The organism is Brevibacillus migulae, assembly GCF_004521915.1.
GTDB classification, from domain to species: Bacteria; Bacillota; Bacilli; order Brevibacillales; family Brevibacillaceae; genus Brevibacillus_F; species Brevibacillus_F migulae.
In genome coordinates this window covers 76637-97864 of sequence record NZ_SDKD01000016.1, presented here as the reverse complement: position 1 = coordinate 97864, position 21228 = coordinate 76637, and the positions used below count along the sequence as shown (strand labels likewise).

General features: G+C 51.8%; 19 protein-coding genes and 1 other RNA gene. 2 read left to right on the top strand and 18 right to left on the bottom strand.

The annotated features are described in order from the left end of the window. Nucleotides 1-15: 15 nt before the first annotated feature. From rbsD to cymR, 5 genes are all read right to left on the bottom strand, one after another. A complete protein-coding gene (rbsD, locus tag EIZ37_RS17860; protein WP_134686128.1) occupies nucleotides 16-411 on the bottom strand; it encodes a D-ribose pyranase in 396 nt (131 codons plus the stop codon). Nucleotides 412-416: 5 nt separating this feature from the next. Further along, complete coding sequence (gene rbsK / locus EIZ37_RS17855; RefSeq protein ID WP_134686127.1) at nucleotides 417-1340, bottom strand: ribokinase; 924 nt, start codon at nucleotides 1338-1340, stop codon at nucleotides 417-419. Continuing rightward, nucleotides 1333-2343, bottom strand: a complete 1011-nt coding sequence (locus tag EIZ37_RS17850; RefSeq protein WP_134686126.1) for a LacI family DNA-binding transcriptional regulator — start codon at nucleotides 2341-2343, stop codon at nucleotides 1333-1335. The genes rbsK and EIZ37_RS17850 overlap by 8 nt, the downstream gene beginning before the upstream one ends. Before the next feature lie 261 nt (nucleotides 2344-2604). Then, nucleotides 2605-3681, bottom strand: coding sequence for a cysteine desulfurase family protein (locus tag EIZ37_RS17845; protein ID WP_235828094.1), 1077 nt, complete (start codon nucleotides 3679-3681; stop codon nucleotides 2605-2607). A gap of 93 nt (nucleotides 3682-3774) precedes the next feature. Further along, the gene (gene cymR / locus EIZ37_RS17840) at nucleotides 3775-4194 is read right to left on the bottom strand and encodes a cysteine metabolism transcriptional regulator CymR (RefSeq protein ID WP_134686125.1); all 420 of its coding nucleotides are present in this window, start codon (nucleotides 4192-4194) and stop codon (nucleotides 3775-3777) included. A gap of 125 nt (nucleotides 4195-4319) precedes the next feature. Here cymR and EIZ37_RS26055 point away from each other — a divergent pair, with 125 nt between their 5' ends. Next, nucleotides 4320-4493 (top strand): hypothetical protein, encoded by a 174-nt coding sequence (locus tag EIZ37_RS26055; protein ID WP_167568975.1) that lies wholly within the window; start codon nucleotides 4320-4322, stop codon nucleotides 4491-4493. A 66-nt stretch (nucleotides 4494-4559) separates the two neighbouring features. Here EIZ37_RS26055 and EIZ37_RS17835 read toward each other — a convergent pair whose 3' ends face one another. The 8 genes from EIZ37_RS17835 to EIZ37_RS26050 all read right to left on the bottom strand — a co-directional run bounded on the left by EIZ37_RS17835 (nucleotide 4560) and on the right by EIZ37_RS26050 (nucleotide 13794). Then, on the bottom strand, nucleotides 4560-5888 hold the full coding sequence (locus EIZ37_RS17835) for an AAA family ATPase (protein ID WP_134686124.1): 1329 nt from the start codon (nucleotides 5886-5888) through the stop codon (nucleotides 4560-4562). 123 nt (nucleotides 5889-6011) lie between these two features. Next, complete coding sequence (locus tag EIZ37_RS17830) at nucleotides 6012-7172, bottom strand: acyltransferase (RefSeq protein WP_134686123.1); 1161 nt, start codon at nucleotides 7170-7172, stop codon at nucleotides 6012-6014. A gap of 134 nt (nucleotides 7173-7306) precedes the next feature. Next, nucleotides 7307-8062, bottom strand: coding sequence for a tRNA threonylcarbamoyladenosine dehydratase (locus EIZ37_RS17825; protein WP_134686122.1), 756 nt, complete (start codon nucleotides 8060-8062; stop codon nucleotides 7307-7309). A gap of 73 nt (nucleotides 8063-8135) precedes the next feature. Beyond that, nucleotides 8136-8317, bottom strand: a non-coding RNA gene (gene ssrS / locus EIZ37_RS17820) — 6S RNA. A 117-nt stretch (nucleotides 8318-8434) separates the two neighbouring features. Continuing rightward, a complete protein-coding gene (aspS, locus tag EIZ37_RS17815) occupies nucleotides 8435-10222 on the bottom strand; it encodes an aspartate--tRNA ligase (protein WP_134686121.1) in 1788 nt (595 codons plus the stop codon). Between the two features lie 38 nt (nucleotides 10223-10260). Further along, on the bottom strand, nucleotides 10261-11523 hold the full coding sequence (gene hisS / locus EIZ37_RS17810) for a histidine--tRNA ligase (protein WP_134686120.1): 1263 nt from the start codon (nucleotides 11521-11523) through the stop codon (nucleotides 10261-10263). A 508-nt stretch (nucleotides 11524-12031) separates the two neighbouring features. After that, the gene (locus EIZ37_RS17805; protein WP_134686119.1) at nucleotides 12032-13543 is read right to left on the bottom strand and encodes a coproporphyrinogen III oxidase; all 1512 of its coding nucleotides are present in this window, start codon (nucleotides 13541-13543) and stop codon (nucleotides 12032-12034) included. A gap of 77 nt (nucleotides 13544-13620) precedes the next feature. Next, nucleotides 13621-13794 carry a hypothetical protein gene (locus EIZ37_RS26050; RefSeq protein ID WP_167568973.1) on the bottom strand — a complete coding sequence of 58 codons (174 nt, stop codon included), beginning with the start codon at nucleotides 13792-13794 and terminating at the stop codon, nucleotides 13621-13623. Nucleotides 13795-13976: 182 nt separating this feature from the next. Between EIZ37_RS26050 and EIZ37_RS17800 the strand changes: the two genes are divergently transcribed. Continuing rightward, a complete protein-coding gene (locus EIZ37_RS17800) occupies nucleotides 13977-15791 on the top strand; it encodes an SH3 domain-containing protein (RefSeq protein ID WP_134686118.1) in 1815 nt (604 codons plus the stop codon). 50 nt (nucleotides 15792-15841) lie between these two features. Here EIZ37_RS17800 and EIZ37_RS17795 read toward each other — a convergent pair whose 3' ends face one another. The 5 genes from EIZ37_RS17795 to EIZ37_RS17775 all read right to left on the bottom strand — a co-directional run bounded on the left by EIZ37_RS17795 (nucleotide 15842) and on the right by EIZ37_RS17775 (nucleotide 21121). Then, nucleotides 15842-16765, bottom strand: coding sequence for an AEC family transporter (locus EIZ37_RS17795; protein WP_134686117.1), 924 nt, complete (start codon nucleotides 16763-16765; stop codon nucleotides 15842-15844). A gap of 16 nt (nucleotides 16766-16781) precedes the next feature. After that, nucleotides 16782-17090, bottom strand: coding sequence for a hypothetical protein (locus EIZ37_RS17790; protein ID WP_134686116.1), 309 nt, complete (start codon nucleotides 17088-17090; stop codon nucleotides 16782-16784). A 454-nt stretch (nucleotides 17091-17544) separates the two neighbouring features. Beyond that, complete coding sequence (locus EIZ37_RS17785) at nucleotides 17545-18417, bottom strand: LysR family transcriptional regulator (RefSeq protein ID WP_134686115.1); 873 nt, start codon at nucleotides 18415-18417, stop codon at nucleotides 17545-17547. A 3-nt stretch (nucleotides 18418-18420) separates the two neighbouring features. Further along, nucleotides 18421-18858, bottom strand: a complete 438-nt coding sequence (gene dtd / locus EIZ37_RS17780; protein ID WP_134686114.1) for a D-aminoacyl-tRNA deacylase — start codon at nucleotides 18856-18858, stop codon at nucleotides 18421-18423. A 97-nt stretch (nucleotides 18859-18955) separates the two neighbouring features. Next, nucleotides 18956-21121 (bottom strand): RelA/SpoT family protein, encoded by a 2166-nt coding sequence (locus EIZ37_RS17775; protein WP_134686113.1) that lies wholly within the window; start codon nucleotides 21119-21121, stop codon nucleotides 18956-18958. Between the last annotated feature and the right edge of the window lie 107 nt (nucleotides 21122-21228).

Sequence of the window (21228 nt, the reverse complement as noted above, 5' to 3'; positions counted from 1 at the left end):
ACCATCCTCCTCTCCTTAGAAAATGACGCCGGCCTTCAGAATCACATTAGCATACGGGGTGAACTCACCGGTACGGATGATGGCTTTTGCCTTTTGGGTAAGCTCTTTAAATTCCTCATGGGAAACGGTTACAAGATCCACTTTGCCCAATGTCTCTTTCATGCTTGCCTCCAGATCCGGGCTGACGACCGCCATTTCCTTGGCAACGATTGCGCTCTCTACCTGCATTTCCAGCAGAACGGTTTCGAGTGTTTCCAAAAAAGTGGGGACGCCTTCCTTGAGAGCCAGGTCAATCCGTTTTACGTGATCGGGAATCGGCAATCCGCTGTCGCATATGACGATTTGATCGGTATGTCCCAATTTTCCGATGACCTCGGAAATTTCACTGTTCAAAATCCCGATTTTTTTCATGATGCTCACCCCTTCTTGCTGATAAAATTTTCGACCTGTTCAAGCGTGGGCATACCTTGCTGTGCGCCCATCTTGGTGACAGCCAATGCAGCGACCTTGCTGGCAAAGACGACCGCTTCCGGGATTCTTCTTCCTGATCCGATGGCGACGGCAAGACCTGCATTGAAGGAATCTCCCGCTCCGGTGGTATCCACAACCTCCACCTTGTAGGCTGGCACGATTTCTACCTGACCGCTTTGATCCAGGAAGGCTGCGCCTTTTGAACCTAGTGTGGTGATGACGTGCTGCACACCTTTGCTTTGCAGCGCTTGCATCGCTTGCTGCAGTTCTACTTCACCGATTTCGAAGCCGGCGAGCTGATAGACTTCCGTTTCGTTTGGCGTCAGGATATCGATGGCGGCAAACAGTCGATCAGGCAAGGCTTGCGCGGGTGCCGGATTTAAAATGACCTGCTTGCCCAAGTGCTTGGCTTTTTCTGCGGCGTAGATCACTGTCTCCAGCGGAATTTCCAGCTGGAGCATGACCACGTCCGCGTCTGCGATCGCCTGCTCATGCTTGTCGATATCCTCGGTGGTGCAATATGCATTCGCACCGGGAACCACGATAATGCTGTTGTCGCCATCCGCAAGCAGGATGTTGGCGATGCCGGTCGCTGCCTGCTCGACGCTTTTGATGGTCTGGCAATCGATCCCTTCCTGCTGCATGGAAGCGAGCAGCTGCTTGCCGAAAGCGTCTTGCCCGACTGACCCGATCATGCTTGTATGCGCTCCCAATCTGGCAGAAGCGACTGCCTGATTGGCCCCTTTGCCTCCCGGGATAAAATGCGCCTGTTGGCCCAGGATGGTTTCCCCCATTCGCGGCGCCCGCTGCGCTTCAATCACGATATCCATATTTAAACTGCCGATAACCGCAATTTTTGGTTTATTCATCCGTTTCTCTTCCCCTTTTTGTCGACCCTCTCCGTATCAAGCTGACTTCCAGCTCATGAATGGGATTGGCTTTTACCGTAGCGGTTATTTTTTCGATCAGTACCTTTGCGGCAAGGCTTCCCATCTCATATATCGGCTGGGCGACTGTCGTGATCTCCGGCTCGGTAATCTCGGTCAGGGCAATCCCGTCAAAGCCGCAGATGGCGACTTCTTCGGGCACTTTTTTCCCCAATCGATACAGCGCCTTGAGCGCTCCAACCGCCATGAGGTCATTGCCCGCAAAGATCCCATCCACATCCGGATGTCTGGACAGCAATTGCTCAATCGCCTTCATTCCGCCATCGATCCGAAAGTTGCCTGGTACCATCAGACTGGGCGAGTACCAGGGCAAATGCCGCACAGCGTCCTCGTAGCCTGTCATTCGTTCCTTGGCGGTCAAGAATTCTTGCGGACCGTAAATGTGTGCGATCCGTTTGCAGCCGACCTCGAGCAAATGCTTCACTGCCAGCTGGGCACCTTCGTAGTTTTTCGACCGGACGACACTGAATGTATCCTGAATGGGCGCTCGGTCGAGAATGACAAGCGGCAAATCATTCTTTTGCATCTCCTCCACGTCTGTTTCGTCCAGCGTGTTGGAGGCGAAGATGATGCCGTCGATATATTTTTTCTTCAAGACTTCGATGTAAGAGCGTTCCTTTACTCCGTGATCATCGGAATTGCAAAGGATCACCGTGTAGCCTAGCTGATGGGCGACGTCCTCGACCCCTCTTGCCATCTCCGGGAAAAACGGGTTGGAGATATCCGGCAAGATGAGTGCAATCGTCCCTGTTCGTTTTCCTGCCAAGCCCCTTGCCACCGCATTGGGCTCATATTGAAGCTGCTGAATCGCGGTGATTACCTTCTGCTCCGTTTCTTTATTCACGTATCCATTTTTGTTAAGCACGCGGGAAACGGTTGCAACGGAAACACCCGCTAGCTTCGCAACATCACGTATGGTTGCCAAAAGCATCATCACCACCAAATGTGTAACCGGTTACACATGAGAGATAAAAAAAAGGTAAATCAAGGGGAATTCATATGTGAAACCGGTTACATCTCTTTCACACTTTTAAATTACTCCTTTCTTTTCAAACTGTCAACCTATTTTAAGCAAATTTGAATGTTTTGCTGTCGTACCATGCGATTCATCCAGATGAATCAGGACGAAAAAAAACCGCACAATCTGTTAGCTTGTTACCGCTAAACCAGAAAGTACGGCTTATTCTCATTTTACCAATCGATGGACGATCTGTACGATTTTCGTTGCTGCTTGTTCGATTTCTTCCAACGTATTCGTGATCCCGAAGCTGAAGCGAATGGCCGATTTTGCCCGTTCATCGTCCAGCTTCATCGCTTGCAGTACATGGGACAGCTCCAACGATCCGGAAGTACAAGCAGAGCCACTGGCTGCCGCGACCCCGGCCAAATCCAGATTCATCAGCATGGTCTCAGTATGGACGCCTGGAAAGCTGACATTGAGGATATGCGGCAAGTAATGTGTGGGATGTCCATTGACCACATAGGAAATCGCCGCTTCGTTCCAGATCGCCAGCATGCGCTTGCGGAACGATTCGTACTTCTCTTGTCGTTTTGCTTTTTCCGCCATGGCGATTTTCGCGGCCTCGGCAAACCCGACGATGCCTGCCACGTTTTCAGTCCCCGCCCGGCGCTTCCGTTCTTGTGAGCCGCCGTGCATATGCGGCAGAAACGGTACGGTGCGAGACATGTATAAAGCTCCGATCCCTTTTGGCCCATTCACCTTATGAGCAGAAATGGAAAGCAGATCGACCGGCAGCTTATTCGCCTCAAACGCCACCGATCCAAACGCCTGCACCGCATCCGTGTGGAACAAGATTCCCTGTTCATGCAAAAAAGCGCCGATTTCCTCGATCGGCTGAATCGTTCCAACCTCGTTGTTTCCGTACATGATCGAAACGAGGATCGTATCTGGTCGAATTGCTTTTTTCAGCTCCCCGAGGGAAACCATGCCGGTCTGATCCACCGCCAGATAGGTCACCTCAAACCCGATTTGCTCCAAATATTCACAGGCATGCAGCACGGCATGGTGCTCGATCTGGCTCGTAATGATGTGCTTCCCTTTTTCCCGATTGGCCATGGCCACGCCAATCAAGGCCATATTGTCCGCCTCCGTGCCGCCGCTGGTAAACACCAGCTGCGACGGCTCTGCCCCCAGAATCTGGGCAATTTCCTCCCGTGCCTTTTCCATGGCCATGCGTGCCTGCCGTCCAAATCCATGCAAGCTTGAAGGATTGCCATAAAACTCACCCAGAAACGGCTGCATCGCTTCCCTCACACGCGGATGTACCGGGGTGGTTGCTGCGTGATCCAGATATACGTATGATTGTGCGATCACCTATCCATCACCTAGCTCTTCTTAAATGTAAAACATATAGCCGTCCGACAAGCCATCATCCTGGAAGCTGATCAAATCCTTCAAGGTCGTGGAATCCAGGACAGCGGAAATGCTGTCGCGAATGCGCAGCCAAAGATAACGCTTTGCCGGATCTTCTTCCTCCGCAAATTCAACCGGGCTGATCGGTCCTTCCAGCACGCGGATGATATCGCCCGACGTAATTTCTTCCGGCGCTTTTGAAAGCACATAGCCGCCATAGGCACCGCGAATGCTTTTTACCAGTCCGGCATTGCGCAAAGGAGCGATCAATTGCTCCAGATAGTGCTCCGACAAGTCATGCCGCTGGGCGATGCTTTTCAGAGAGACCGGCCCTTCGCCAAAGCGATTCGCCAGCTCCATCATGATAGTCAAACCATAGCGACCCTTGGTGGAAATCTTCAATGTACAACTCTCCTCTTGTTGCCTTCGCAAAGGCTTTTATCTGGTATAATTCCCATGAACTGTTATCCCCTGCGCACATGACTGCCTCCCCGAGTGGAGAACAATAGGGTGAGGGGGTGAGTGGAATGGCTACAAACAAAGCATCAGAACGCGGACGCAATCATCCGTCGCAAACGCTCTATGATCAACCTGCCGGCACCATTGCTCACAAAGCGCGCTATGGTGCAAGCGAAGTGAGCAAGCAGCCGAATGAAGAGGGCGATCTGCCCAATAAGCCAGGCGGAACGGTGCGCACCTAAATCTTCCTCTGGCAAACTCCTGATGGATTCGTCCATGAGGAGTTTTTTTGTCCATATTGCCGCTCGTTACTCCCGTCCCTGCTGCTTTCTTCTTTGCTGCAGCGCCAAGATCTGCTGTTCATAGCCGATCGGCTTCGGCTGGTAAAACGTATAATCCACGCCGTCCGGCAAATACTGCTGCGGTACATAGCCTTCGGGATAGTTGTGCGGATAAAGATACCCTTCTCCGTGTCCAAGTCGGGCTGCCCCTTTATAGCTTTGATCCCGCAAATGAACCGGAACGGGCTTGTGCCCTTCATTCCGGATGGTGGCAAGCGCTTGGTTGATCCCGTTGTAGGCGGCATTGCTTTTCGGAGCGGCGGCCAGATAGGTGGTCGCTTGCGCCAAAGGAATGCGTCCCTCCGGCATCCCGATCAGCTCCAATGCCTGAAAACAGGAACAAGCCACCTGCAATGCCTGCGGATCCGCATTGCCAATGTCTTCCGATGCCGAAATGATCAAGCGTCGGGCAATGAAGCGCGGGTCTTCCCCCGCATCGATCATCCGCGCCAGCCAATAGAGCGCTGCGTCCGGATCCGAACCGCGAATGGATTTGATAAACGCAGAGATCGTATCATAATGATTATCCCCACTTTTGTCGTATCGTACAGCCCTGCGCTGAATCGATTCCACCGCCACATCGAGGGTGATGAGAATCGATCCGTCCGCCTGTACCGGCGTCGTCGTGGCGGCAAGCTCCAATGCATTCAACAGTCTGCGCGCATCGCCCTCAGCATAGCGAATCAAATGGTCGGCCGCTTCCGTCGTGATGCTGACGTTCAGCTCTCCCAAGCCTTTTGCCTTGTCCGTTAGCGCCCGATCAATGACCTGGCGCAATTCTTCTTCCGTCAGGGATTGCAGCGCAAAAATTTGCGAGCGGGACAACAATGCTGCGTTTACCTCAAAAAACGGATTTTCCGTGGTAGCGCCAATCAAGATGATGGTCCCCTCTTCTACATAAGGCAGCAAAGCATCCTGCTGCGCCTTGTTAAACCGATGGATCTCGTCAATAAACAAAGTGGTGCGCCGCTTTTCCATATGCAGGCGTTCCTTTGCTTCGTCCACCACTTTGCGGATATCGGCGACTCCCGCTGTCACCGCATTAAGCTCCGCAAAATACGAGCGGGTCGTGCGGGCGATCACTTTTGCCAAGGTCGTTTTCCCGGTGCCTGGCGGGCCATAGAAAATCAGCGAGGAGACTTGATCCGCCTCGATCGCTCTCCGCAATAATTTGCCCGGGCCCAGGATGTGGGATTGCCCCAGCACCTCCTGAATGGTTTCTGGCCGCATCCGGGCGGCAAGCGGCTTCAGCTTGCCTGTGTCTTCCTGTTCATACGCAAACGAAAATAAATCCATGTCCGGCAACCTTTCTTGTTCTACCCTGCAATTTCTTCCGCTTTGTCTAACTTCCATTCTATCTTAACAGAATGAATTCGCAAGTTGAATCCCTACCTGCGTACTCTGTTTTATTCCATTTCCCTACGCAGCTTCGGGAACAGGCTTTTTTGCCGCCTCGCGTACCCGCTTGCCAAATGGCCCTATCGCATATTTCCCATACGGAAGCAGACTGATGACCTTGGTGAATGCCACGGAAACAGCCGCAGCGAGAAGGGTTGCGAGCAATGTCATGCCCAGCTCCGAACCCCATGGCACAAATTTCCGCAATCCGGCAATCACGTAATTAAGGATCATGGCATGTACGAGATACGCTCCAAAGGAGTAGTTTCCAATGAACGAAAAAACGGCAAACAATCGTTGGTGGTGTGCCTGAATCAGTCGGGCCGCTCCATACAGCAGGATGATTTCACAAAGGGTGTAAAGAAACATGCTTGGCTTAAGGGAAGTAGATTGATTGAGATTGACACCGCCCGTAGCAAACAAGGCTTGGCCCACGATCAAAAACAGGAGCAAAAAGAGACCCCCGTTCCAGATGGCGCTTCTTTTGATGAAGGCTCTCCACTTGTACAGAGCAAGACCTGCAACGCCCCCGACGATAAAATAAAAGCTGTAAAAGAGAAAATTGCGATCGCGATAGTCAATCAAGAAAACTTGCATCATCCGCGAATCAAAATGAAGCTTTCTCGTCGGGATATACACGGCCGAAAACCACATCAAAGCCCCATATGCTAGACCACAAGTGATAAGAATCGTCCAAAACTGCCCACGCGCCTTCCCCTCCAACCGCTTTGCTGCCCATCGGTATAGCGGGAAGACCAGATAGCATTGAAAGATCATGACGACAAACCAGAGATGGTAGGCGGCAGTTCCGCTTAAGAGCTCCTTACCGAGGCCTTTCATCCCTGCCCAATCGAAGGTAGGTAGTCCATGATAATAGTACATATAGATCCCGCTCCAGATCAGATACGGAATCAGAATATCGACAGCCCGCTTACGAATAAAACTGGCGTAATGAATCTTTTGATAATAGTTGTAAAATAGAACAATTCCCGTAATCAGCACAAATGTCGGCACGGCAAACTTGGCGAGGTTGAACAAGATGCCAAGCATCGCCGCCTCCTGCAGGCTGATCTCCGGGCGACGTATATAAGCACCGATGGCATGCTGCAGTACAACAGCTAGAAATGCCATTCCCCGCATGATATCCAATTCATCGATGCGTTCCTTCCCGCCCTTTTGCATGATTAAAAGCTCCCCTTCCCAACAGATACACACAACATAAGACTAGTAGGAGCCAGAAAAGGTTACATCATGTTGTCGGAAAAAGAAAAACCGCCTTTCCTTTCACAAAAAGACGGTCAATCGCTCTGAACTTTTTATCCTTTGGCCGGCTGCCAATCAAGCAGATCACGTACAACTACGCTTGCCATGATCAAGCCCGCCACGGAAGGAACAAAGGCATTGCTTGCCGGCGGCTGCTTGACTTTGCGAATCGGTGAATCCGGATTGCTGACGATCTGTTCACGGACATCCGTGCGAGTCGTTACCGGAATCTCTCGGGAGTAGACCACTTTGACGCCTTTATAGATGCCTTCTTTGCGCAGCTCCCGGCGAATCACCTTGGCGATCGGGTCATAGCTTGTTTTGGAGATGTCCTCCACCTCAAAGCGGGTCGGGTCCATTTTGTTGGCTGCCCCCATGCTGGAGATGATCGGGATGTTGCGCTTTTTCGCTTCGATGATCAGATGAATTTTCGCGGAAACGGTATCGATCGCATCCACGATATAATCCGGTTTATGGGCAAACAGCTGTTCAGCCGTTTCTTCGTTATAAAAGAAGTTGAGAGTAATGACCTCGCATTCCGGATTGATGCTGGCAATGCGCTCCTTCATCAATTCGGTTTTCTCTTGGCCAATCGTATTGAGGTTGGCATGGATTTGCCGATTGATATTGGTGATATCCACGACGTCCTTGTCCAACAGAATCAATCTGCCTACGCCGGTGCGAGCCAACGCCTCGACGGTAAAGGAACCGACGCCCCCCACTCCGAGCACGGCGACCGTTGTGTTTTTCAATTTCTCCAGTCCTTCAGGTCCGAAGGCTAATTCACATCGGGAAAATTGGTGTAGCATGCCGTAACAACCTTTCACTTGTTGATGGGATAATGGTAAACAAATCGGAAAAGTAGGAATGAGATCCTTAGAAAAGAGCCCCATTATGCCGTGCGCTCCCTTCGTTTTGAACCTGCAGCTAGCAGGTGGGTGTCCTGCCTATTCACGAATGACGTCCACTCTAACGAGGCATGCCAGCGTGAAACCGGACGACGAACTCCCTAAACAAATCTTGTGGCTCAAAACGATCGGTTGACACGTACATCGCAGGGCTCTTTGTTTGTGCTTCTGTTGACCGCGAGCGGTCGGACCGACACGGTCTTATCCGTATCGGTTGATCTGTCCGTATGTTATCACAGTGGAAGGTACGGTTTCAAGTTGACCGCTCTTCCCTTATGATTTTACTTCTTCCTTCACAGCAGTGGTCTCGATATGAAGCTCACGCAGCTGATCCCAGTCTACTTCGCCTGGCGCATTCACCATCAGGTCGCTCGCACTTGCTGTTTTCGGGAAGGCGATGACATCACGCAGGTTGTTGCGTCCAGCCAGCAGCATGATCACGCGGTCGAGGCCAAGCGCCATACCACCATGCGGCGGTGTGCCGTATTCGAACGCATCCAGCAGGAAGCCGAACTTCTCCTTCGCTTCTTCCGGGCTGTGACCCAAGAGCTTGAACATTTTCTCCTGAATATCGCGCTGGAAGATCCGCATCGAACCACCACCCAGCTCGTAGCCGTTGAGCACCATATCGTACGCTTGCGCACGCACTTTGCCTGGATCGGTGTCCAAAAGATGCAGGTCCTCGTCTTTCGGACGGGTGAATGGATGGTGCAGCGCTACGAAACGTCCTGCGTCTTCATCCCACTCTACCAGCGGGAAGTCTACGACCCACAGGAACGCGAACTTGCTGTTGTCGATCAGGCCTAGCTCTGCGCCCAGTTTGGAGCGTAGCGCGCCCAATGCGTCCGCCACCACTTTCGGCTTATCCGCGACGAACAGGAGCAGGTCTCCTTCCCCAGCATCCATGCGCTGCTTCAGTGCTTCGATCTCTTCTTCCTTGAAGAATTTCGCGATCGGGCCTTTTACCTCGCCATCTTTGAACGCGATATAGGCTAGCCCCTTCGCGCCGTAGCGGTTCGTGAATTTTTGCAGATCATCCGCTTCTTTGCGGGAGTAATGGCCGCAGCCTTTCGCATTGATCGCTTTCACTTGCCCGCCGCTTGCGACAGTGCTCGCGAACACTTTGAAATCGCTGTCCTTCACGAGATCGGACACTTCTACCAGCTCCATGCCAAAGCGCACGTCCGGCTTGTCTGAACCGTAGCGAGACATCGCTTCCGCGTATGTCAGGCGCGGGAATGGTGTTGGCACATCAATGCCGAGCGTTTTCTTGAACACGTGAGCAACCATGTTTTCCATCATCGGGAGCAGCTCCTCCATCTGCAGGAAGGAGGTCTCGATGTCGACCTGGGTAAATTCAGGCTGACGGTCCGCACGCAAATCTTCATCGCGGAAGCAGCGCACGATCTGATAGTAGCGCTCGAAACCGGACACCATCAAGAGCTGCTTGAACAGCTGCGGAGATTGCGGCAGGGCGTAGAATTCGCCCGGATGCACACGGGATGGCACCAAATAGTCGCGTGCCCCTTCCGGCGTGCTCTTGGTCAGCATCGGCGTTTCGACTTCGAGGAAGCCATTTTCATCCAGGTAGTCGCGGAATGCTTTCGCCGCTTTGCTGCGCAGGATGAAGTTGCGCTGCATCTCCGGACGGCGCAGGTCCAGGTAACGGTGTTTCAGGCGCAGCTGCTCATCTACCTCGATGCCATCCTCGATTTCAAACGGAGGTGTTTTCGCCTTGTTGATGATCGTGATCTCGGAGATGTGTACTTCGATTTCTCCTGTTTTCAGCTTCGGATTGACCGCTTCTGCTGCACGTGCCACTACTTTTCCTTTTACAGAAAGCACGTATTCGCTGCGGGCTTTGTCCGCAATTTCCCACGCTTCTTTGTTGAATTCCGGGTTAAATACGATTTGCACGATGCCGGTACGGTCACGCAGGTCGATAAAGATGACGCCGCCCAAGTCACGACGGGTTTTTACCCAACCGTTCAGGGTCACTTCCTGCCCGATCTGCTCCTTGCTTACTTCTCCACAAAAAATGGTTCTGGTGTTCCATTCCATGACTGATTCCTCCACTTTTTCATTCTGTCGCTGTCAATTTATTTGCGTAACACGTTCACCAATTCTGCTGCCGCGATTTCTTTCTGTTCGCCTGTGGCCATTTCTTTTACGACTACTGTGTTGTTCGCCAGCTCGGACTCACCGATGATCACCGTGTATTGGGCAGTGAGGCGATCCGCTGCTTTGAGCTGTGCTTTCATTTTGCGATCCAGATAGTCCATCTCAGCGGCCACTCCTGCGCGGCGCAGCTGGTCAACCAGAGTAAAAGCAACCTCTTTCGCTTCCGGAGTCTGTACGACAATGTAGCAATCGATGCCGGTTTTTACCGGAAGCTCGATGCCTTGCTTTTGCAGGGCGAGCATCAGGCGCTCCACGCCAAACGCGAAGCCGATCCCCGGCATGTCGTCGCCGCCCAATTCCGCCACCAGACCGTTGTAGCGTCCGCCACCACATAGTGTTTCCACTGCGCCGATTTCTGCCATTTTTATTTCAAAGGCAGTGAGCGTGTAGTAATCCAATCCGCGTACAAGGCGAGGATCCACTACAAATGGGATGCCGAGCGCGGTCAAATATTTTTGCACGGAGGCGAAGTGTGCGGCCGACTCTTCGCTCAGGTGCTCCAACAACGAGGGTGCGTTTTTGGTCAGCTCCTGGTCCTTTGGCACCTTACAGTCGAGGACGCGCAATGGATTGCGGTCAATACGGGATTGGCAGTCTTCGCACAGCTCGTGACGAATATCATTCAGAAACGCGAGCAGGTGGGTGCGGTGACGTTCCCGATCCTCGCGTGTACCGACGCTGTTCATGTCGACGCGCAGTCCCTTCAGCCCCATCTCCTCGTAAAAGCGGAACACCATCGCGATCATTTCCGCATCAATCGATGGATCGCTGGAACCCAACGTCTCCGCGCCGATCTGGGTAAACTGGCGCAAACGGCCTGCCTGCGGGCGCTCGTGACGGAACATGGGACCGATATAATAGAGCTTGGTAGGCTGATTGGGCGAGCCGTACATTTTGTTCTCCACATAGGAGCGCACAACGCCTGCCGTATTCTCCGGACGCAGCGTCAGTTGATCCTCGCTGCGCGGATTTTTCACACTGTACATCTCTTTTTCTACGATGTCTGTCGTCTCGCCGACACCGCGCTGAAACAGCTCGGTATATTCGAACAGCGGCGTGCGGATTTCCTGATAATTAAACCGACGAAAATGCTCGCGTGCTTTGGCCTCTATATATTGCCACTGCTCAACTGTTCCTGGCAGAATATCTTGCGTGCCGCGCGGGATCTGAATTCTCGCCATCCTAACTTCCTCCTTCTTTCACACGAACCTGTGTAATAAAGAAAACTTGGGTCCGCCAAGCTTTTGGCGGTGCCTTCGTTGTCCTTAGATCGATGGGATTTTTTTATTAATTCCTATCGACAAATAAAAAACTCCCGCCCCTGACATGTATGCTGCTACATGTCAGGGACGAGAGATTCTCCCGTGGTGCCACCCTGCTTGGATATCCTGAGGATACCCCGCTTGACGAGCTTCGCTGCAGAGACTTGCCTGCATCGTAAAGCTCTCCATCCGTTAACGCCGGTCTACGCCTTACAGTTACTTGACCGTAGTCTTTCACTGGGGTCTTCAGGGAAGTCATTCGCCACGTCGTCATAGGAACACACTCTCAGCCACGGCGTGTTCTCTCTGGCTATGCGTTGCATGGGTACTTGGTCCCGTCATCAGATCAATTGGTAAAACTTTATATGGAATCATAGCAAATGCTCGTTTCCGAGTCAATGTATCGACTCGGAAAAATATTTTTTCTTTAAGATTGGGCCACTTGCCCCCCATAAATCGCGTCCATATCTTCAAGCTTGGCTTTGACCAATTCCCGATACGTCTCGTTATACGTCTTCGGATCTTTCGGATTCGGCCAGCGCGTCAGCTTGCCCGAGCCCGGCTGCATCAGCTTGGAAACCGCTCCGCAGCCCAAGCCGAGGATCGACTGCACCTCTTCCATGATCATGATGTTATAGATGCTTTCCTGGCCCGGCATGGAATAACCGACGTTCTCCAGATTGCCGAGGATATTTTTTTGGCGATACAAATAATAGGGCTGGTAGCCTTGCTCCCGCGTCCATTTTTCGGCGAGCTCCATCATCGCGCGGATTTCATCCCGATCGGCCACGCGGTAGCGTTCCTTGTTTTGGGTCATTTCTGAAGCGCGTTTGAAGGATAGGGTATGCACAGTCAAAGAGGCGGGCATCAGCTTCCCAACTTCCTCCAGGCTATGAGTGAATTCCGCCAGTCCTTCATTCGGCAGCCCGATGATCAGGTCCATGTTGATATTGCGCAGCCCCATCTCCATAGCGAGATGATATTTTTCAATCGTCTCTTCGACCGTATGATGACGGCCGATGGCATGCAGCGTCTCCTGCGTAAAGGACTGCGGATTGATGCTGATGCGGTCTACGTTCCACTTTTTCATGACCGCCAGCTTTTCAGGCGTGATCGTGTCCGGGCGTCCCGCTTCCACCGTCAATTCCCGTACGTTGTCCATATGCGGAAATGATTCATGGATGGAGGCAAACAGCCGATCCATATCGTCTGCCGTGATGCTTGTTGGCGTTCCTCCCCCGAAATAGATGGACGTGATGCGCTGATCATGCTTTTTCAACCATGCGCCGACCTGCTCGATTTCGTAGTGGAGCCCCTCGAGAAACGGATTGACGGAAGCGGTATGGCTTTTGATCGCATACGCGGGAAACGTGCAGTAAGCACACTTCGTCGGGCAAAACGGAATGCCGATGTATACCGAAAGCTCCTGATCGATCGAATAAAAATCCGGCACAACGGCCAGCTGCAGGTCTACGATCTTTTGCAGCAGTTCAAGCTTGTAGGGACGCACCATATAATCGGTACGCAAGCGGCGATGCGCTTCTTCCTTGGTCATTCCCGACGAAAGAAACTGATGCAGCAGCTTGGTCGGACGAATCCCGGTTAAAATGCCCCAGCCCTGTTCCACTCCGGTCAGCTGTTCCATCAGCATGAGTAGCGTGTAGCTGATCGCTTGCTTTGCCGTCTTGCGCATGCTCTTTTCATCGAAGGCAAGATAGAGACGGTCGTAGTCGTACGTAAAGCGAGTCTCCCCTTTTTCGATAATCCCGAGCGTATGAACACCCTTTTCCCCGGGCTGCAAGGTGAGCTGGATATATGTTTCACCATTGGTTGGTATATACTCAGTAACAAAACGAATCTCTGGTTCTTCTTCAAAAAGGGCAAGAATCAAGCCGATCTCCCGCTCAAAAGAATGCCCTTCGCATTTTACGACAATCATGGATTCACCTGCTTTTCAGTATGACATCCCTCATCTTATCGAACCTGAAAAGCCCGGTCAATGCGAAAACAGTGGTTCTACCGTTTCATCCGATGCCGCAAACGCTGTATATCTTGGATGCTGATCTGAAACTCTTGTGATAATTCCACGTCATTATAAGTGGACTCTTTTTCCAGAAAGTCATGAAAGTCTACCGAAAACAGTTTCTTGCTGGATTCCCTTGCGATGATCCCATTTCTTGATTGGCGCATCCTTTTCCACCTTCCTGCAAGCTGATTCTCGCTTTTCCTCCTATTCTTGCCATAAAGTGGCGCTTTGATGTGAGAATTTGTCGGTTTGTGCAGGAAAATGAAGGCAGAATCCCGAAAGACTATCATGGCAGTCCGCCTTTCGTTTTCACACAGGCGGCTGAGTCATACTTAGCATAGAAAGGATGTCCTCCGTGTTTACTCGCATGAAGCTACACGTGCGTATTTTGCTCATCCTGTCACTCTTCGCCCTGCCCTTTACCGCATGGGCCGCTGCCGGTGAAGTACAAGTGACTGTCGATAAGCTCAACGTTCGTTCCGGTCCCAGTCTAAACGATCCCGTCATGACGACGGTTTCCAAAAATACAGTCCTTCCCGTCTTAAGTGAACAAGCCAACTGGGTGAAAGTAAAGCTTCCGGGCGGGCAAGAAGGCTGGCTGGCTGCCTGGATGGTCAAGTCCATCCCGACCGCCGCAGCACAAAAGAAAATAACCAGCAAAGTAACCAACTTGAACATCCGCTCGGGACCAAGTCAGACCTTTCCCGTGGTGGCCAATATCAATCCGGGACAAGCCTATCCCATCCTGCAAAAAAGCGGGGAATGGGTGCAAATCCAGCTTTCCGGGGGGAAAACAGGCTGGGCTGCCGGCTGGCTGGTAACCGAATCCGGCGCGACCACGGCTCCACCTGCCAAAGAGCCCGCGACTGCTCCAACCACTTCGGCACAGAAACCAGCTTCGTCACCAGTACTGGTGACCCAACAGGGCGGCATGGTCACGGTGCATCATTCACCCTATATCTACCCGGAGCCCAACAGCAGTCTGACTGCAATCGGCCAGCTGAGCCCCGGCATGACGGTGAAACAGCTGGCGGAGCAGAGCGGTTGGCTCAAAATTGACATTGATGGCGTCGTTGGCTGGATTTCCAAAACCGAGCAAGCTCCTCCGCCGCTGACCGTTACACCGCAAACACCGACGCAGACGACACCGCCTGCCGCACCCCCGACCGCCAATGAAACCGGTATCGGAAAGGCAAACGTCACCTCGTCCATGGTCAATTTGCGGAGTCAGCCTACGACAGACAGCGACCTCATCTCTACGCTGACGCAAGGGGCAAGCCTTACCCTATTGGAACAGCAGGGTGACTGGTATAAGGTCAAAACATCGGATGGCAGCGAAGGCTGGGTAGCTGGCTGGTTGATCAATGTGGAACAGGCTCCTGTGTCGGCTGAAGCATTCGTTACGATTCTCAATCCAGATACCAATGTCCGCTCCGGTCCGGGAACCACCTATGATATCGTTGGTCGTGTCCAGGCGGGTGAGCGATATGCGATTGTCAAAAAAGATGACGATTGGTTCCAAATCAAGCTGGCAAACGGTTCTACGGGATACATAGCCGGCTGGCTGGTAAGCGCAGACGGCACGGACAACGTAGTCAAAGGAAATGAATTGGTGAATAAAGTCATCGTGGTGGATGCCGGACACGGCGGCGATGACAATGGCGCCACCGGCTCCAGCTTCTCCACCCTGGAAAAAACAATCAATCTGCAGGTCGCATTGCTGCTGAAAAACAAGCTGGAAGCGGCAGGCGCAAAAGTTATCATGACGCGCAGCGATGACCGCAAGCTGACCTTGCAAAACCGGGTAGATGTCGCGATTAACAACAATGCCGATATATTTGTCAGCATCCATCACAACACTCATCCGAACTCGTTGACAAACGGTACGATCGTGTTTTACTACAACGAGGGAAAATCGAGCCAGCTTGCCTCTCTGGTGCAATCGGAGATCGTCCGTTCCACCTCTTACAAAGACCTGAATGCTCGCTTTGGCAACTATTTTGTTCTCCGTGAGAATCCGGTTGTCTCGATCCTTGCTGAAATCGGATTTCTGTCCAATTACCAGGAAGAAATCCGCTTGCGCTCCTCCAAACAGCAGGAGTTGGCTGCAGATGGTCTGTACAAAGGCATTCTTCGATACTTTGCCGCCCAATCACCATAACAGCAAAAAAAGGAGTCCGAACTGCTGCTCGGCTCCTTTTTTTGTGGAGATCAATAAAACATCTGGGCACAGTAGACAACAATCGTGACCGTAATACTGCACAGCATCGTGGAAAGCAGTACGGTCTGTGCCGCATATTCCGGATGATTGTCGTATTCCAAAGCGAATAGGGCACTGTTGCGCGAGCTCGGGAATGAACTGGCAATCAGCAAAGCTTGTGCTGTCGTCCCCTCTAATCCAAGTACAAAAATAATGCACACCGCAATCAATGGCGACAAGAGCAACCGCCCTACGAGACTGAGGAAAAGCGGCAGCGAGATCCCCTCAAAACGGAGAAAGGCACTCTGCGCTCCCAGCGTGACCAAGGCGATCGCCAGAAACGCATCCGCCGCATTCTCAACCGGTTTCCATAAGACAGAAGGCAGCTGCAGATGGAAATGATTCATGACCAGCCCCAGCAGAAAAGCATAGATGACGGGATTTTTGACCATCTCCCGAACCGCGCTTGTTCCTTTGCTCTTAACGGACATCGCATTCATGAGACCGTACGTGTAGGTGAGCAGGTTCTGAAAGATGCTGACTACCACCTGAATGGAAGCCCCCAATGGATTGGCGTGAAACACCAGCTGGCTGACTGGCAAGCCAAAATTCCCCGAATTGTTGAGAACCACGCTGTTTTCAAACGTGGCTGACAACGCACGATCAAATTTCGCAACCTTGGCGATGGCTGTGCTGACAACGATCAAACAAAGATTTTGCAGGATCAAGAAACCGAGTATGCCGATAAACGTTTGACCGTTCATTTTGCTTTCGTAGATGTTGACAAAGCTGACAGCCGGCAGCAGAAAATACGTGGTGATTTTGGATAAAGTATTCATGTCGAATGAGAACTTTCGATGCAAAAATGCCCCTACGCCGATCAGCGCGAAAACAGGCAGGATAACTTGATATACGATCAGAAATAGGACGTTCATACACGTTGACTCCTTTTTACAGCAGCTCGAATATTTGGATGGAGACGGAATAATGGTTTTCGTAGGTCACGCAAAGAGCATGATCATAGGTGTCCGTGCTTTCTTCTTGAATCTCTTTGATGCCGACCAGCGGCAAGCAGAAAAACCTCCCTGTCTGAGGCTCGCTTATGAGAAGGCTGTCGTTTCCGAGCAGGACCTTTCCTTTCGAGATATAGGTGGTGAAATGAAACCCTTCTGCACGCAGATCATCCTGCAGCAGGGCATCAAAGTCTTTTCCTTCATGGCTCTTCATGAAATTGATCAAGCTGGTTCGTTGGTCGCCCATCCCTTTACTTCCCCCTTCTTTCCACATGATAGTACCGATTTGTCATTCTTTAAAATACAATTCTTTTATTACGATCCATAACGAAAAGGAATGGTTTTGCAAACATGGTGGTAGGGGAAGGGAAGAGAGGGCGGGGCTTACGTTCTTGCCACACCCGCAAGGGAGTGGAGACTGTCCGGTTCCGCTTCCAAAAACGGTACGTCGCGCAACAAGTTTCGAAGAAGCTTATTCAACCGGTGGGGTTTGCGCGACAAACGTGTACCGTTTTTGGAAGCTCCACCTCTGTAGGTGTGACAAAGACTCCGCCCGTCCCTCTCTTCCCTTCCTCACGTAGCGTTTGGCTTAACCCTAACCATCGAATAGATGAAAAGAAAAAGCATGAATGTACAAAAAAGATCACTCATGCACAAGCACAAGTGATCCATTACACAATTGATATGAAGGTAACACGTTACTAAAGGTCATGGATGAAATCGAGCCCCTCTACAAACTCTACAAACGCCTTGACCAGATTCATTTGCAGATCGCTCTCGTGGTAAAACATCCATGTGTTGCGGACAAGCGGTTCTCCCGCCTCGTTTTCGAGGTTGATCCGGTACAACTCTTTGTTCTTTTCGACCAGCACGCTAGGCAAGATCCCATAGCCCAATCCGTTCACGACCATTTCCTTGCAGGTATCCGCCTTGTCCACCTCCATGCCGATCAAAGGAGGATGAGAAAAGGTGCCGCTCCACCAATTGTCAATCATGCTCTTGAGCAGGATGTCGGTCTGATAGTCAATCCTGGGCAGATTGGGGAGCTCGTGAAGCTCTATTTTCTCCCTGGAGGTGATGCAGATGTTTTCTTGAAACAAGAGCTTCTTGGCATCCGACCATTGATAGTCGCCGCGGACCATGCCCACATGCACATCTTGATGATAGGCCATCGTGAAAATGTCCTTGCTCCAGCCGGTCGTCACGCTGAATTCTACCTTGGGGTACTGTTCGCGAAAGAGCTTCAGCAAGCGGGGCAGCTTGTGCTGGGTAATGTAGTTTGACACACCCAGACGCAGTGTTCCGCTTACCTCCTGCTCCATATTGAGCGCCCTTTCCTTGATTTGGCGCAACCGCCGCAGCATGTCCTCCGCGCATTTGGCCAAATATTCGCCTTGCGGGGTAAAATGCACCCCTTTTGTTCCCCGCTGCACGATGGTCACCTTGAACTCTTTCTCGATCTGCTGCAGCCGTTTCGTCAAGGAAGGCTGCGATATGTAGAGGCTCTGAGCCGTTTTCGTGATATTCTTCTTTTCGTATAACAGCTTTAGGATCAGCCAATCCCTTTCGTCCATGTTTTATGACTCCACAATCAAAGTAACCGGCCCGTGATTCAGCAGCCTGACGTCCATCATCGCGCCAAAACGTCCTGTTTCCACATGCAGGCCCTTTTCCCGCAGCTTGGCATTGAACAGGTCATACAGCGGCTCTGCCTGCTCGGGACGTGCGGCCGCCATGAAATTGGGTCTGCGCCCTTTGCGGCAATCCCCATAGAGCGTAAATTGCGAGATCGAGAGGATTTGTCCACCCGTATCCAGTACGGATAGATTCATCTTCTCCTCGGCATCTTCAAATATGCGCAGGTTCGCGACTTTTTCCGCAACAAATTCTACATCCTTCTCTGTATCCGTGTGCGTGACACCGACCAGCAGAACCAAGCCGTGCTCGATCTGCCCGACGATTTCTCCCCCTACCGTCACGCTAGCTTCTTTGGAACGCTGCACTACCACTCGCATCTTGCTGCTCCTCCTTTGCAAAATTTGCTGCGTCTGTACCATGACATATACGAAAAATAGACCCGACGCCGGAAATAACGTCGGGTGCTTGAATCGCTTACGTACTTAAAATACGACGAACGGAATAAATGTCTTTGATGCGTTTGATGCGCTCTACGACCTTGTGCAGGTGGTCGAGGTTTCCAATGGAAATGGTCATGTGTATCGTCGCTACCCGGTTTTTATCGGCCTTGCCGCTGACCGCTGAAATATTGGTTTTCGTTTCAGCCACCGCCTGCAGCACGTCATTGAGCAGACCATTGCGATCGTTTCCGGTAATTTCAATATCAACCTGATAGTTGTGCTTGAGCGTGCTTTCCCAATCGACATCAATCAAGCGCTCATTGCATTCCTCCGCCAGTACGTTCGGACAGTCGCTTCGATGGACGGAAACTCCTCTGCCTCGCGTCACGAAGCCAATGATCTGGTCCCCCGGTACTGGCGAACAACAGCGGGAGAGACGCACCAGCAGGTTGTCGACACCGCGGACCTGAACCCCTGACTCACTCCGACCGGCCTTCGAGGTAGATGCCGGTTTGAACTCCGGAATCGCCTGCTCATCCCGCTCACGGCGCAGCTTTTCGGTCAGGCGTGTCGTGATTTGCGAAGCAGTGATCCCGCCGTAGCCAACAGCCGCGTACATGTCTTCCTCACCCTGGAAGTTGAACTTGTCGGCAACCTCTTTGAGATTTTCGGCCGTCAGCACCTCTTTAACATCAAAGCCGCGCGCCTTGATTTCCATCTCGACCATCTGCTGGCCTTTGATCACGTTTTCTTCCCGCTTTTCTTTCTTGAACCATTGCTTGATTTTATTGCGCGCATGAGCCGATTTGGCGATTTTCAACCAATCCTGGCTTGGTCCGTACGAATGCTTGGAGGTCAAAATCTCTACGATATCTCCGGTACGAAGCGCAAAGTCGAGCGGCACGATCTTCCCGTTGACCTTCGCCCCGACGGTCCGGTTTCCGACAGCCGAGTGAATCCGATAGGCAAAGTCGAGCGGTACGGAGCCTTTTGGCAGCTCGACGACATCACCTTTTGGCGTGAATACGAAGACCGTATCCGAGAACAGATCCTGCTTGAGTGATTCCATAAATTCCTGGGCATTTGGCGTTTCTTCCTGACCGCCCTGTATGATTTCACGCAGGTTTCCGATCTTCTCGGCAAACGTGCCCTGTACCACGCTTTTGCCTTCCTTGTACGCCCAGTGGGCCGCGATCCCGATTTCTGCCGTCTGGTGCATTTCCCAGGTGCGGATCTGCACCTCTAGCGGCTCTCCTTTCGGCCCGATTACCGTCGTATGCAAGGATTGATACATATTTGGCTTCGGCATCGCGATATAGTCCTTGAAGCGGCCCGGCATTGGTTTCCACAGGGTGTGCACGATCCCGAGAACTGCATAGCAATCGCGAATGTCATTGACGATGATACGTAGCGCAAGCAAGTCGTAAATCTCATAGAACTGCTTGTTTTGCGTCGTCATTTTTTTATAGATGCTGTATAGATGCTTGGGACGTCCGGAAATTTCCGCCTCGATATGCAGCTCATCCAGCTTTTCCTGGATCATCTCGGACGCTTCGTGGATGTACCCTTCCCGCTCGGCCCGTTTCTTCTGCATGAGATTGACGATCCGGTAATATTGCTGCGGATTCAGATACCGCAAAGCCGTATCCTCCAGCTCCCATTTCACGGAGGCGATCCCGAGTCTGTGGGCAAGCGGTGCAAAGATTTCCAGCGTCTCATCGGAAATCTCGCGCTGCTTTTCCTCCGACATGTGGCGCAGGGTCCGCATATTGTGCAAGCGGTCAGCCAGCTTGATCATGATGACACGAATATCCTGTGCCATCGCCACCAGCATTTTGCGGTGGTTTTCCGCCAACTGCTCTTCTTTTGACTTATATTTAATTTTGTCCAGCTTGGTCACGCCATCAACCAGCAGCGCGACTTCATTCCCAAACTGTTCTCGCAAGTAGTCCAATGTGATTTCTGTATCTTCAACGACGTCATGAAGCAGCCCCGCTGCAATGGTTACGGCATCCATATGCAAATTGACCAGAATGCCTGCAACGGCTATCGGATGCATGATGTAAGGAACGCCTGATTTCCGCACCTGGCCGGTATGTGCTTGATCTGCCAACACATACGCACGCCGGATCATATCCAGATCCTTTTCCGGTAAATAGCTGCTCGCTTTTTGTAATACTTCTTCCATGCCCGTTGTCATAGTTCCCTTCCCTTATCCTCTCAAACTTTACTCATTTACTCTCGTAAGGGTGGAAATGCGCTGTCGTTTAACAAAAGCTTGTACAAAGCGACATACTCCGCTGACGA

What these genes read in the sequence shown, in the direction of transcription:
- dtd (WP_134686114.1), bottom strand. Translation starts at nt 18,858, where the DNA reads ATGCGAGTGGTAGTGCAGCGTTCCAAAGAAGCTAGCGTGACGGTAGGG.
- EIZ37_RS26050 (WP_167568973.1), bottom strand. Translation starts at nt 13,794, where the DNA reads ATGCGCCAATCAAGAAATGGGATCATCGCAAGGGAATCCAGCAAGAAA.
- EIZ37_RS17845 (WP_235828094.1), bottom strand. Translation starts at nt 3,681, where the DNA reads ATGCAGCCGTTTCTGGGTGAGTTTTATGGCAATCCTTCAAGCTTGCAT.
- EIZ37_RS17830 (WP_134686123.1), bottom strand. Translation starts at nt 7,172, where the DNA reads ATGCAAAAGGGCGGGAAGGAACGCATCGATGAATTGGATATCATGCGG.
- hisS (WP_134686120.1), bottom strand. Translation starts at nt 11,523, where the DNA reads ATGGCGAGAATTCAGATCCCGCGCGGCACGCAAGATATTCTGCCAGGA.
- EIZ37_RS17790 (WP_134686116.1), bottom strand. Translation starts at nt 17,090, where the DNA reads ATGGGCGACCAACGAACCAGCTTGATCAATTTCATGAAGAGCCATGAA.
- rbsK (WP_134686127.1), bottom strand. Translation starts at nt 1,340, where the DNA reads ATGAATAAACCAAAAATTGCGGTTATCGGCAGTTTAAATATGGATATC.
- EIZ37_RS17785 (WP_134686115.1), bottom strand. Translation starts at nt 18,417, where the DNA reads ATGGACGAAAGGGATTGGCTGATCCTAAAGCTGTTATACGAAAAGAAG.
- EIZ37_RS26055 (WP_167568975.1), top strand. Translation starts at nt 4,320, where the DNA reads ATGGCTACAAACAAAGCATCAGAACGCGGACGCAATCATCCGTCGCAA.
- aspS (WP_134686121.1), bottom strand. Translation starts at nt 10,222, where the DNA reads ATGGAATGGAACACCAGAACCATTTTTTGTGGAGAAGTAAGCAAGGAG.
- EIZ37_RS17800 (WP_134686118.1), top strand. Translation starts at nt 13,977, where the DNA reads ATGTCCTCCGTGTTTACTCGCATGAAGCTACACGTGCGTATTTTGCTC.
- EIZ37_RS17825 (WP_134686122.1), bottom strand. Translation starts at nt 8,062, where the DNA reads ATGCTACACCAATTTTCCCGATGTGAATTAGCCTTCGGACCTGAAGGA.
- EIZ37_RS17805 (WP_134686119.1), bottom strand. Translation starts at nt 13,543, where the DNA reads ATGATTGTCGTAAAATGCGAAGGGCATTCTTTTGAGCGGGAGATCGGC.
- rbsD (WP_134686128.1), bottom strand. Translation starts at nt 411, where the DNA reads ATGAAAAAAATCGGGATTTTGAACAGTGAAATTTCCGAGGTCATCGGA.
- EIZ37_RS17835 (WP_134686124.1), bottom strand. Translation starts at nt 5,888, where the DNA reads ATGGATTTATTTTCGTTTGCGTATGAACAGGAAGACACAGGCAAGCTG.
- EIZ37_RS17775 (WP_134686113.1), bottom strand. Translation starts at nt 21,121, where the DNA reads ATGACAACGGGCATGGAAGAAGTATTACAAAAAGCGAGCAGCTATTTA.
- EIZ37_RS17795 (WP_134686117.1), bottom strand. Translation starts at nt 16,765, where the DNA reads ATGAACGTCCTATTTCTGATCGTATATCAAGTTATCCTGCCTGTTTTC.